At 63.8% G+C, this 12,493-nt stretch carries 11 protein-coding genes; 4 read left to right on the top strand and 7 right to left on the bottom strand.

The genetic code is table 11. The annotated features are described in order from the left end of the window. Window positions 1-200: 200 nt before the first annotated feature. Entirely contained in the window at window positions 201-1,112 is a 912-nt protein-coding gene (lpxC, locus tag G3I74_RS13160; protein WP_164212058.1) for a UDP-3-O-acyl-N-acetylglucosamine deacetylase, read from the top strand. 39 nt (window positions 1,113-1,151) lie between these two features. Here lpxC and G3I74_RS13165 read toward each other — a convergent pair whose 3' ends face one another. Then, window positions 1,152-1,460 carry a DciA family protein gene (locus tag G3I74_RS13165; protein ID WP_164212059.1) on the bottom strand — a complete coding sequence of 103 codons (309 nt, stop codon included), beginning with the start codon at window positions 1,458-1,460 and terminating at the stop codon, window positions 1,152-1,154. 142 nt (window positions 1,461-1,602) lie between these two features. Between G3I74_RS13165 and secA the strand changes: the two genes are divergently transcribed. From secA to G3I74_RS13180, 3 genes are read left to right on the top strand one after another with little or no spacing between them, the layout of a single operon-like run. Then, a complete protein-coding gene (gene secA, locus G3I74_RS13170) occupies window positions 1,603-4,314 on the top strand; it encodes a preprotein translocase subunit SecA (protein WP_164212060.1) in 2,712 nt (903 codons plus the stop codon). Window positions 4,315-4,336: 22 nt separating this feature from the next. After that, window positions 4,337-5,287, top strand: coding sequence for a Nudix family hydrolase (locus tag G3I74_RS13175; RefSeq protein ID WP_164212061.1), 951 nt, complete (start codon window positions 4,337-4,339; stop codon window positions 5,285-5,287). A gap of 5 nt (window positions 5,288-5,292) precedes the next feature. Next, entirely contained in the window at window positions 5,293-5,997 is a 705-nt protein-coding gene (locus G3I74_RS13180) for a 4'-phosphopantetheinyl transferase family protein (RefSeq protein WP_203594741.1), read from the top strand. 15 nt (window positions 5,998-6,012) lie between these two features. On the opposite strand, the gene ubiB is transcribed toward G3I74_RS13180, so the two are convergent. From ubiB to G3I74_RS13210, 6 genes are all read right to left on the bottom strand, one after another. Continuing rightward, on the bottom strand, window positions 6,013-7,659 hold the full coding sequence (ubiB, locus tag G3I74_RS13185; protein WP_164212063.1) for a ubiquinone biosynthesis regulatory protein kinase UbiB: 1,647 nt from the start codon (window positions 7,657-7,659) through the stop codon (window positions 6,013-6,015). Further along, the gene (locus tag G3I74_RS13190; RefSeq protein WP_164212064.1) at window positions 7,656-8,267 is read right to left on the bottom strand and encodes an SCP2 sterol-binding domain-containing protein; all 612 of its coding nucleotides are present in this window, start codon (window positions 8,265-8,267) and stop codon (window positions 7,656-7,658) included. Before G3I74_RS13190 ends, ubiB begins: the two co-directional genes overlap by 4 nt. A gap of 28 nt (window positions 8,268-8,295) precedes the next feature. Further along, window positions 8,296-9,021: a bifunctional demethylmenaquinone methyltransferase/2-methoxy-6-polyprenyl-1,4-benzoquinol methylase UbiE gene (ubiE, locus tag G3I74_RS13195; RefSeq protein ID WP_164212065.1), complete on the bottom strand. Its 726-nt coding sequence runs from the start codon at window positions 9,019-9,021 to the stop codon at window positions 8,296-8,298. A gap of 57 nt (window positions 9,022-9,078) precedes the next feature. Then, window positions 9,079-9,423 (bottom strand): gamma-butyrobetaine hydroxylase family protein, encoded by a 345-nt coding sequence (locus G3I74_RS13200; protein ID WP_164212066.1) that lies wholly within the window; start codon window positions 9,421-9,423, stop codon window positions 9,079-9,081. Between the two features lie 7 nt (window positions 9,424-9,430). Next, entirely contained in the window at window positions 9,431-11,017 is a 1,587-nt protein-coding gene (locus G3I74_RS13205) for an AbgT family transporter (RefSeq protein WP_164212067.1), read from the bottom strand. A 98-nt stretch (window positions 11,018-11,115) separates the two neighbouring features. Then, entirely contained in the window at window positions 11,116-12,492 is a 1,377-nt protein-coding gene (locus G3I74_RS13210; RefSeq protein ID WP_164212068.1) for a pyridoxal-phosphate dependent enzyme, read from the bottom strand. Window position 12,493: the final 1 nt, after the last annotated feature.

Genomic DNA, 12,493 nt, shown 5'->3' on the forward strand with positions numbered 1-12,493 from the left:
TGCCGCTCGCTCTTTGGCGGTGGTCGTCCCGTGGCCACCGCTGTTTTCCGGGGCAGTGATATGACACCAAAGCGACAACGGATGTTGCGGAATAGCAACAGGTGTTGCAGATGTGATGAATTATGACTTTTTTGCGACGCACCGCTGTGCTACCATTGGCCGGTTAGAGACATCTAGTCGTCAGCCAGACGGGATATTCCTTGGTTAATCAACGCACTCTTAAAAATGTGATCCGGGCCACTGGCGTTGGTCTGCACACCGGTGAGAAAGTCCTCATGACCCTGCGCCCGGCGCCGGCCGATACGGGCATCGTGTTCCGGCGGGTGGATCTGGATCCGGTGGCCGAGATTCCGGCCGATCCCCACGAGGTCGGCGATACCTCGCTATCGACCACGCTGGTGGCAAACGGGGTTCGGGTCGCCACGATCGAACACCTGATGTCGGCGCTGGCGGGTCTCGGGATCGACAATATCTATGTCGACCTGAGCGCCTCGGAAGTGCCGATCATGGATGGCAGTTCCGGGCCGTTCGCGTTCCTGGTCCAGTCGGCGGGCATCGCCGAACAGGCCGCGGCCAAGCGCTTCATCCGCGTGCTCAAACCGGTTGAGGTGCGGGATGGCGACAAGTGGGTCCGCTTTGAGCCGCACGAGGGCTTCCAGGTTGATTTCACCATCGATTTCGATCACCCGGCCATCCGCCGCGGTTCGTGCCGGGCGGACCTTGATTTTTCGACCACGTCCTATCTCAAGGAAATCGCGCGCGCGCGGACCTTCGGATTCATGCGCGATATCGAGTTCCTGCGCCAGCGCAACCTCGCTCTGGGCGGCAGCATGGACAACGCCGTGGTGCTCGACGATTTCCGCGTGCTCAATCCCAACGGGCTTCGTTACGAAGATGAGTTTGTCAAGCACAAGATCCTGGACGCCATCGGCGATCTGTACCTGCTTGGCCGCAACGCGATCGGAAAATTCACCGGCTACAAGTCGGGTCACGCGCTCAACAACCAGCTGCTGAGAACCCTGTTGGCCGACGCCGAAGCCTGGGAAGAGGTCAGTTTCGGCGATGCCGCGACCGCCCCGATTTCCTATGTGCAGCCGGCGCAGGCCGTCTAGCGGACGGCCTGTAGGCCACTAAGTCCGAACTCCGAACCACTAGCCCGAACCCGTGGCGACGATGACCCGAACCTTGGTCAGCGCTTCCGGCCAGACGGTGCGGGCGATCTCCAGCGCGTGGTCGGCCTCCAGCCGCGCGCGACTGGCCCAGACCGGCGAGTCCGCGGCCAGCACCAGGGTCTCTCCGTCCACGCAGGCCACGCGAATGCGGCCGCGCACCGCCTGCGACAGCGCCGGCTGAATCTTGGCGTCCAGGGCCTCGAAGACGCGCTGGGCCCGAACCAGGCGCTGCAGCGGGTTCGAGCCGGCGACGATGTCGATTGGCAGCTTTTCAGCACCTTGCTTCATTCTGATAGGCTCTTCGCGGCCAAAGCCTGACCGGGTACAGTTTAGCGGTCTGCCGCGCTAGAATGAGCGGCTATCTTGCGCGTGCCGGCCGGCGCCCCCAAGTGTCTATTCAACCTGTCGTGCACAGACTATCGGACTTTTCATGTTCAGATCCCTGATCACCAAAATCGTCGGCAGCCGAAACGATCGGCTGATCAAACAGATGCAGAAATCGGTCGAGGCCGTCAACGCCCTGGAATCGAGCTTTCAGGCCCTTTCCGACGAAGACCTGAAGGCGACAACGGCAACGCTGCGTCGCCGCCACGCCGAGGGAGAGTCGCTCGATGACCTCCTGCCGGATGCTTTTGCCGCGGTGCGCGAGGCGTCGGTCCGCACCATGGGACTGCGTCACTTCGACGTACAGCTGATTGGCGGTATCGTCTTGCACCAGGGCAAGATCGCCGAAATGAAGACCGGCGAGGGCAAGACGCTCATGTCCACGCTGGCGGTCTATCTCAACGCCATTGCCGATCGCGGCGTGCACGTGGTCACGGTCAACGATTACCTCGCTCGCCGGGACGCGGCCTGGATGAAGCCGATTTACGACGCGCTTGGCCTGACGGTGGGCGTGTCGGTGCCGGGAATGGCGCCGACCGAAAAGCGCCAGGCGTATGCCGCCGATGTCACCTACGGCACGAACAACGAGCTCGGTTTCGACTACCTGCGCGACAACATGGCCTTTTCGCTGGAGCAGAAAGTCCAGCGAGGGCAGGCCTTTGCCATTGTCGACGAGGTTGACTCCATCCTGATCGACGAGGCGCGCACGCCCCTGATCATTTCCGGCCCGGCCGACGACGGACCGGAACTCTACGTCAAGATCAATCGTATCGTGCCCTACCTGGACCGCCAGGAAGAAGAAGATGGTCCGGGCGATTTCAGCGTCGATGAAAAGGCCAAGCAGGTTTACCTGACCGAAGAGGGCATGGCCAAGGTCGAGCGGCTGATGAGCGAAGCCGGTCTGCTCGAGAGCGGCGAGAGCCTCTACAACGCCAATAATCTGAGCCTGATGCATACGCTCAATGCCGCGCTCCGCGCGCATCACCTGTTCCAGAAAGATGTCGACTACATCGTCCGCGACGGCGACGTCGTCATTGTCGATGAATTCACCGGCCGCACCCTGGCCGGACGTCGCTGGTCGGAGGGCCTGCACCAGGCCGTAGAGGCCAAGGAAGGCGTCCCCATCCAGCGCGAAAACCAGACCCTGGCCTCAATCACCTTCCAGAACTACTTCCGCCTTTACGACAAGCTGTCCGGCATGACCGGTACGGCCGACACCGAAGCCTACGAGTTTCAGACGATTTACGGACTCGAGGTGGTTGTGATCCCGACGCATCAGCCGATGATCCGCGAGGATCGGGCGGATCTGGTGTTTCTGGATCAGAACCAGAAGTTCGAGGCCATCGTTGACGATATTCGTGACTGCGTGGAACGCAAGCAGCCGGTACTGGTCGGGACGACCTCGATCGAGACTTCCGAGCTGCTGTCGAAAAAGCTCAAGAAAGAAAATGTTGCGCACGAAGTGCTCAACGCCAAACAGCACGAGCGCGAGGCGACCATCGTCGCCCAGGCGGGCCGCCCCGGCGCGGTGACCATTGCCACCAACATGGCCGGTCGCGGCACCGATATCGTACTCGGCGGCAACTTCGAGTCCGAACTGGCCGAGCACGGCGAGCAGGTTCCGGCCGAGAAACGCGAAGCGCTCAAGGCCGAATGGCAGAAGCGCCACGATGAAGTCCTTGCTGCCGGCGGGCTTCATATCATCGGCACCGAACGCCATGAATCGCGCCGCATCGACAACCAGCTGCGCGGCCGCTCCGGTCGCCAGGGCGATCCCGGCTCCAGCCGCTTCTATCTGTCTTTGGACGACAGCCTGATGCGCATCTTCGCCTCTGACCGGCTCGGCGGCATGATGCAGAAACTGGGGCTGGAGGACGGCGAGGCCATCGAGCATCCCTGGGTGACCAAGGCGATCGAGAACGCCCAGCGCAAGGTCGAAGCCCACAACTTCGATCTGCGCAAGCATCTGCTGGATTTCGACGATGTCGCCAACGATCAGCGCCGGGTCATCTATACCCAGCGCAATGAGCTGATGGAAGCCGACGACATCAAGGATCTGATCGACTCCATCCGGGAAGAGACTTTCGATGCCCTCATCAGCCGCTACATTCCGCCGGAGTCGATCGACGAGATGTGGGACCCGGAGGGGCTGGAGAAAGCCCTTGAAGGTGAATTCGGCATTGATGTGCCGATCCGGGAGTGGCTGGAGGCGGATTCCGACCTTGACGAGGCCGGTCTGCGCGAGCGCATCATGGAGACCGTCAACAACCATTTCCGTGCCAAGGAGGAGATGACCGGTTCGGAGGTCATGCGCCAGTTCGAGAAGGCGCTGATGTTGAGCATCCTCGATCAGCAGTGGAAAGAACACCTGGCCAGCATGGATTACCTGCGCCGCGGCATCAACCTGCGGTCTTTCGCCCAGAAAAAGCCGCAGCAGGAATACAAGCGCGAGGGTTTCGAGATGTTTACCAACATGCTCGAGACCATGAAATACGAAGTGATGAAGGCCCTGGCGCGGGTCCGTATCCGCTCCGAGGAAGACGTCGATGCTGTCGACCAGCAACGCCGCCGGGAAGCGCCGATGCAGTTTCAGCATGCCCAGGCCCAGTCGGCAACGGCCGGTCAGCCAGCAGAAGGCGCCTCCGGCCAGGCCGCACCGGAACCTTTCGTCAGAGAGGGCCGCAAGGTCGGGCGCAACGAGCCCTGCCCTTGCGGGTCGGGCAAGAAATACAAGCAGTGCCACGGCAGGCTGACCTGAACCAACTGATCAGCCCCGTGGCGTGAAGAGCGTTGCGGTAGTCGCGGCTGTCCTGCGCGATGGGCAGGGCCGCTTATTGCTGGCGCAGCGCCCCGCCGGAAAACACCTGGCCGGGCGCTGGGAATTTCCCGGCGGCAAGCTGGAGCCGGACGAGTCTCCCGCCGAAGGCCTGGTCCGGGAACTGGCCGAGGAATTGGGCATCGGGATAACTCGGTCCCGGCCTCTGCTGTCTTTGACCCACCACTACGAGGATCGCTGCATACGGCTCTTGCTGCGCGAGGTCGGCGCCTGGGAGGGCGTGCCGACGGGGCTTGAAGGTCAGGCCCTGGCCTGGGTCAGTCTGGAACAGGCCGGGACTTTGCCCATGCCGGCCGCCGACCGGCCCATGCTCAAGGCGCTGGCGCTCGATCCCCGCTACGCGATCAGCCCCGACCCGGCTGCCTTCGCCGATACCGAATCCTTCCTGAGCGACTGGGAGTCACGTCTTCAGGCCGGTTATGGCTGGGTCCAGCTGCGCGCGAATTCATTAACCGCGTCGGAGTTGCGGCCGCTTGCCCTGTGCTGCGGCGCGCTGGCGCGCCGTTACCGTGCACGCTGGATGCTCAACGCCGAGCCCACGCTGGCCGAAGCCGTCGGTGCCGACGGTGTGCATTTGAGTCTCGAGCGCCTGCGGGCCTGTCGTGCTCGTCCCCTGCCTGCCGATCGGATCGTTACGGCGTCCTGCCAGACCGCCGAAGACCTTCGGCTCGCCGGTCGCCTGGGCCTGGACCTGGTCACGCTTTCTCCAGTCGCATCAATCGGTCCGGGCCGGTCCTCGGGGCCGCAGCTGGACTGGAGCGGTTTCGAACGGCTGTGCGCCGACTCACCGCTGCCGGTGCTGGCGCTGGGTGGGGTTGGACCGGACGATCTGCCGCGAGCGCGTGCGGCCGGCGGGTTCGGCGTGGCCGGAACTTCCCGGTTTGACGCATCGTGACGGAAATGATCACAGTGCAGCTGCCTTTGCAACGCCGCCCGCTGCCGGAGCCCGGTCTTGTGGATTTATGGGTCAGCGATCTGGCGGCGTTCCCGCTTGCCGGGAAGCCGGGCTCTCCGGGGCAGCGCGAGCAGCAGCAGATCTTGAAGTTTCGCCAGCGCTTTTTGCTGCGCCTGCTGCTGGGCAGCTACCTGGATTGCCCGGGCAAGGCGGTTCGTTTTGACCGTGGCCCGACCGGGAAGCCGGAATTGATCCCGGCGCTGGCGGCCGGCGGATTGCGCTTCAACCTGTCACATTCGGGTGACTGGCTGGTTGTTGCTGTGGCGAGGCATTCGGCGGTCGGGGTGGATATCGAACGCCGGCGCGAATTGCCCCGCGCCGCGGCGCTGGCGCAGCGCTTTCTTTCTCCGGCCGAAGCGCGGACCGTGGCCGCGCTTGCCGAGCCGGCGCGTTCCGAGTGCTTTCTGAACCTGTGGAGCCGGCGCGAAGCCCTGGTCAAGGCCAGGGGGGGCAGCGTCGTTTCCAGTCTCGGCGATCTCGAGCTGGATCCGGTCGACGGACAACCGCGGCGGTTGCCGGCGGACTGGCCGGGCGCGCCGGAGTGGACACTGCGTGATCCGTCCTTGCCTGCCGGTCTGGTCGGAGCCGTTGCCGTTGCCGAGCCAGGCTGGTCCGTGCTGACCCACGTTCTCGAGCTTGGTGTGCCCTGACCGCGGGATCGGCAATCAGCTGCGCAAGGCTCTCCACGCGATGCCCAGCCCCAAAGCCAGACTGGTCAGTGCCGGCAGGGAATACTCTGCGAGCATGGGCGGGATCTCGTAACCCGCCAGTACCGCGCTGGCGATGATGAAGCCCGCGGCCAGGATGGAGCCGGGCAGACGCCGGTTGTGCCGGCTCACTGCCTGACCCATCTGTTCAAGATCGCTGGAATCGATGCGCGTGCGCAGCTTGCCGGCGCTGGCCAGCTTGAGCGCCTCGTAGATCAAGTGCGGCATTTCTGGGCTGCGGGCAAGCAGGCTGGGCAGCTGGCGAGCGAGTTTCTCGGCCGTTCGCGGCAGCCCGTAGCGCTCGCGAAAAATACCCTCCAGCTCCGGCTTGGCCACCTCCCAGATATTGAGCTTGGGATAGAGATCCCGTCCCATGCCCTCGATGTTGAGCAGCGTTTTCTGCAGCATGATCAGCTGCGGTTGCAGGGTCAGCTTGAAGCGTCGGGCGACCTGAAACAGGCTGATCACGGTCTCGGCAAAAGACACGTCCTCCAGCGGCCGGGTGAAGGCGGGCTCACAAACAGTGCGGGTGGCGGCTTCAAGCTCGTCGATGCGGGTGTCCGGCGGCACCCAGCTGGCCTCGACGTGCAGTTCAGCCACCCGACGGTAATCGCGGTTGAAAATGGCCAGGAAGTTTTCGCCGATGTAGTACAGGTCGTTGGGCGTGAGGCTGCCGACGATACCGAAATCCAGCGCGATCAGCGTGGGGTCTGACGGATCGCTGGCATCGACCAGGATGTTGCCCGGATGCATGTCGGCATGAAACAGGTTATCGCGAAAGACCTGAGTGTAGAACAGGCGAACACCGCGCCGGGCCAGTTTTTCCAGATCGACACCGCGGCGCTTGAGTTCGGGGATGTCGCGCACCGGCACGCCGCTGACGCGTTCCATCACCAGCACCCGGCTGGCGGTCAACTGCCAGTAGATGGAGGGGATGTAGAGCTCGGTCGAGTCCTCGAAATTGCGCCGTATCAGCGAGGCATTGGCGGCCTCGGACTGCATGTCGAGCTCGTCATGAATGACCCGGCCGAACTCGCTGACGATATCGTCGGGCCGAATCCGATCGCCCTCGGGGTGGTAGCGGCGGACCAGGGCACCCAGGCTTTTGAGCAGCGCCAGGTCGCGTTCGATCTGGGCCTCGATGCCGGGACGCACAACCTTGGCGACGACCGACTCGCCGGTCTGCAAGCGCGCGCCGTGGACCTGGGCAATCGAGGCCGAGGCCAGCGGTTCGGCCTCGAATTCAGCGAACAGCTCGCTGATCGGTTTCTTGAGCTGCTGTTCGATAATCGCCCGGGCCTGGGCGGACGGAAACGGTGCCACCGCATCCTGTAGTCCGGCCAGTTCATCGGCGATGTCCGGCGGCAGCAGGTCGCGGCGGGTCGAGAGGATCTGGCCGAACTTGACGTAGATCGGGCCGAGTTCCTGCAGCGCCAGACGGATTCGAGTGCCGCGGGGGAGGCTGGCGACCGGCTTGCGCGTCCCGGTCAGCAGGCGCAGGTAACGCGTCATTCGGAAAACCGGCACCTCTTCGAGCAGATCATCGAGGCGATAGCGGCTCAAGATCAGAACAATGCTGACCAGACGCAGTGAGTGGCGAATCATGCCCGCCCCTTCCGGCGCAGGCTGACTTCCAGTCGATCCACCGCTTCCCGGAGTTCATCGACGTCACGCGTGAAGGCCTGGCCTTCGGACCGGGTGACCAGCAGCCCGCTTTCTTCGCGCAGGAAATGGCTGAACTGGTCACCGGCCACGCCGGCAAGGCGCCGGCTGCCGGACAGGCTGTCGCGCAACAGACGCCAGACCTGGTGGCCCAATACGTCGCCAAGCTGTTCGGTCAGCAGGCCCTCCCAGTCCGGATCGAGTCGACGCATGAGTTTCTCAAGCGCCTGCGCCGCTCCGGCATCGCCTTCGATGCGCACGCCGCTGTTGGCGTCCAGCCAGTCCGGCACGGCCATCGCCAGCAGCGCCGACGGGGAACCCCGGATGACGGTATCGGGCGGCAGATCGGATTCGGCGATGACCTGCAGGCGATCGTCCTGACCGATAAAAAACAGATCGATGCCCGTTCCCTGGAGCGCAAGCTGGATGCAGCGTCCGTCCAGCGCCGACAGCCGCTCCGAAGACCTGACGTCGGCGCTCAAGGCCTGGCCAATGGCTTGTTCGACGGCGCCGGCAAACAAACCGGGCAGGGGAGTGAAATAGCGGCTCACGGCAGACGAACGACGTGCTGATGGCCCACTAGACCTTGACACCGCGGTGGATGGCGCAGATTCCACCGCTGAGATTGTCCCAGCGCACTTCCTCGAAGCCCGCCGATTCGAGCATGCCGGCCAGTGTTTCCTGGTCGGGAAAGCGGCGGATGGATTCGGCCAGGTACTGGTAGCTTTCCTTGTCGCCGGCGATCGCCGCACCGATGCGCGGGAGCACCTGGAACGACCACGCGTCGTAGACTTTTCCGAGAACCGGAAGGCCAACCTTGGAGAACTCCATGATGTGAACCCGCCCACCGGGCCGCAGCACGCGATGCATTTCGGCCAGGGCGCGATCGCGAAAGGTGACATTGCGCAGACCGAAAGTGATGGTGACATGATCAAAGCTGGCGTCAGCGAAAGGCAAGCGCTCGGCGTTGACCTGCAGCCAGTCCAGCCCGTCGACCTTGCCTTCGGCGTCCATTCGTTCGCGCCCTACAGACAGCATGGCCCGATTGATGTCGCCGACGCTGACCCGGGCGCCGCGTCCGGCCGCCAGTCTGGCGATGTCACCCGTGCCGCCGGCCAGGTCGAGCAGGCGCTCGCCCTCGCGCAGCCGACAACCGGCGACGAAGCGGCGCTTCCAGACGCGGTGCACCCCCAGCGACATCAGATCGTTCATGACGTCATAGCGCCGGGCCACGGAGTCGAAGACCCGGCCGACGAGCCGGGTCTTTTCGTCGGCATCAACTTCCTTGTAGCCGAAATCGGTCATGGTCCCTAGAAATCCTTCATTTGCTTGGCCGGAGGCGAACGAGATTATTCAACGAGATTATTTCAGGCCTTCCTCTTGCAGCCGCTCGTCGTAGCGCGCCTGATTGGCTTCCATGTTAGCGCCAAGTTCGTAAAGGAAAGGCCAGGAATAGATGCCGGTGTTGTGGCCGTCGTCGAAATGCAGGCACACGGCGTAGCTGCCGACCGGGGTGATCTTGTCGATGTTGACGTTTTCCTTGCCGGTCAGCAGGATGGGTTCGCTCAGGCCATGGCCGCGAACCTCGGCCGAGGGTGAATGGGTGCGCAGGTATTCGCACGGCATTTCGAAGTGCTGCCCGTCGTCGAACTCGACGATCAGCATGGCGCGCGCCTTTTCGAGGCGAATTTCGGTGGGCTCAGGCATGGTGAAGTCAGGGCGCTTGGTAATAAGTGGGGGAGCCGGGACCCACGGGCAAACCGAGCCCGAAGACCCAGATGAAAAAGAACACGGTCCAGCAAATAAAATAAAAGATGGAGTACGGCAGCATGGTTGCGATCAGTGTACCAATGCCGAAGTTCTTGTCGTAACGGGTGGCCCAGGCCAGGATCAGCCCGAAATAACTCATCATCGGGGTGATGATGTTGGTGGTCGAATCACCAATGCGGTAGGCGCCCTGGATCACTTCCGGCGAGTAGCCGATGATCATCAGCATGGGCACGAAGATCGGCGCGGTGACCGCCCACTGGGCCGAGGCCGAACCCAGGCTCAGGTTGACGATGCCGCACATGATGATAAAAAAGAAGAATACCAGCGGGCCGGTCAAACCGATGGCCTGGAGGAAGTCAGCGCCGGTGATGGCGGTGATCAGCCCCAGGTTGGTCCAGCCGAAAAAGGCGACGAACTGGGCGGCAAAAAACACCAGCACGATGTACAGCCCCAGCGTGGCGATGGCCGAGGCCATGCCGTCGATCACGTCGCGGTCGTTTCTGATCGTGCCCACGGTGCGGCCGTAGGCGATGCCGGTGGCCAGGAAGAACACGAAAATCCAGGCCACGATCGATCGGAAGAAAGGCGTGGACGAGGCCAGGAAGCCTTCCCCCGCCGCCGCTGGGTCGCGGAGAACGCCGGTTTCGGGCAGGACCAGTACCAGGATCAGTCCAATCACTCCCAGCATGGCCAGGGCGGCCATGAGCAGGCCGCGCCTTTCCTCGGACTTCAGCGGCGTCATCTTGCTGTCGTCGAGCACGTGCGGGTCGGCGCGCGAGTCGTCGTAGGCCCCGAGCTTGGGTTCGACGATGAAAATCGTCACCAACGATCCAACCGCCGTGATCATGAACGTGCTGCCGATCATGAAAAACCAGTTGGCCGTGGCAAAGACTTCGTAGTCCGGGTCGATCAGTTGCGCGGCCTCGGTGGTGATGCCGGCCAGCAAGGGGTCGATGGTGCCGAGCAGCAGGTTGGCGCTGTAGCCGCCTGAAACGCCGGCAAAAGCGGCCGCCATGCCGGCCAGCGGATGGCGGCCCAGAGCCAGGAAGATCGCCCCGCCCAGCGGCACCAGCACGACGTAGCCCATCTCCGAGGCGGTGTTGGACAAAACGCCGGCAAAGACCAGGGCCACGGTCACCAGGTGCCTGGGTGCGTTGAGTACGATGCCGCGCACCAGCGCCGACAGCAGGCCGGATTTTTCGGCCACGCCGACGCCCAGCATGGCCACCAGAACCACGCCCAAAGGGGCGAAGTTGACGAAGTTCGATACCAGGTTGCCGAAGATCATGCGCAGGCCTTCGGCGTTGAGCAGGCTGACCGCTTCGATGGTCGCGCCGTCGGCGCCCGGGCGCGGGTCGGTCACGCCCACCCCGAGCCAGCCGAACAAGCCGGAGACGAACACCATAGCCACCGCCAGTGCCGCAAACAGCGTGACCGGATGCGGCAGCAGGTTGCCCAGCCACTCCACGACATCGAGAAAGCGGGTAAACCAGTTGCGCTGGGCGACGGTGTCCGGGCTGTTAGTGCTCACGTGGCGATCCGCAGGTGAAAGTGGGGCTGGGGCAAGCGCGCATCATAGCAACAGGCATGGCGAGCTGCATTGGCGCAGCGGGGCGCAGGCGTCATGTTTCAGCCGCGGGCGGCACGCCGGCGCAGATGGTTGAGCAGATCGACGCGGGTGATCAGGCCCAGAAAGCGTTCGCCGTCCATGACGATGGCGACATGGTCGCGGTTGAAGATCGGCAGCAGGTCGTCGAGCGCGGCGCGGTAGTCCACGAACTCCAGTTCATCCACCATGGCCGCGGTGACCGGCTCGGCAAACCTGCTTTCGTCGGCGTAGACGTGGAGCAGGATGTCGGACTCGTCGACGAGCCCCACGATGCGCTCGCCGTCCATCACCGGCAGCTGCGAGATATCGTAGAGCATCATCCGTTTGTAGGCGTTGGCCAGGCTTTCGCTGTGGCCGACGATGACCGCGTCGCGGCTGGCGGTGGGCCGGGCGATGAGGTCGCGCAGGTCGCCGTGGTTGCTGCCTTGCAGCAGGCCGTGGTCGCGCATCCAGTGATCGTTGTAGACCTTGGACAGGTAGCGGTTCCCGGTATCGCAGACCAGCGACAGCACTTTTTTAGGCTGGGTCTGTTCGCGGCAGTAGCGCAGGGCGGCGGCGACCAGCGTGCCGGTGGACGATCCGCCCATCAGGCCTTCGCGCTTGAGCACCTCGCGCGCGGTCAGGAAACTGTCGCGGTCGGAGATCGAGTAGGCCTGGCTGACCCGGGAAAAATCGCTGATCGAGGGCAGGAAGTCCTCACCGATGCCTTCGACCAGCCAGCCGCCGGCGTCCTCGCGGACGCGGCCGCTGGCGATGTACTCGGCCAGGATGGAGCCTTCCGGGTCGGCCAGGACCAGCTCGAGCTCGGGCGCGACCTCGGCGAAGTAGCGCGACAGGCCGGTGATCGTGCCGCTGGAGCCCACCCCGATGACGATGGCGTCGAGATCGCCGTCCATCTGCCGCCAGATTTCCGGACCGGTCATGGTCTCGTGGGCCAGCGGGTTGTCGGGGTTGCCGAACTGGTTGATGAAGTAGCTGTTCGGGGTTTCGCCGGCGATGCGCTGGGCCAGGTCCTGGTAGTACTCCGGATGACCCTTGCCGACGTCTGAGCGGGTGATCACGACCTCGGCCCCCATGGCCTTGAGGTTGGAAATCTTCTCCCGGCTCATCTTGTCGGGAATCACCAGGATCAGCCGATAGCCCTTGCTGGCTGCCACCAGGGCCAGGCCCAGGCCGGTGTTGCCGGCCGTGCCCTCGACCAGGGTGGCGCCCGGCTTGAGATCGCCGCGCTGCTCGGCCGCCTCGATCATCTTCAGCGCGATGCGGTCTTTGATCGAACCGCCGGGGTTGGCGCTTTCGAGCTTGAGGAACAGCTCGCACGGCCCGGTATCGAGCGCGTTGACCCGCACGATCGGCGTGTTGCCGATCAGCTCCAGGACATTTTTGTAGGTCGTCACA

Origin of the sequence: Wenzhouxiangella limi, from assembly GCF_010499265.1 — a bacterium.
GTDB classification, from domain to species: domain Bacteria; phylum Pseudomonadota; class Gammaproteobacteria; order Xanthomonadales; family Wenzhouxiangellaceae; genus Wenzhouxiangella; species Wenzhouxiangella limi.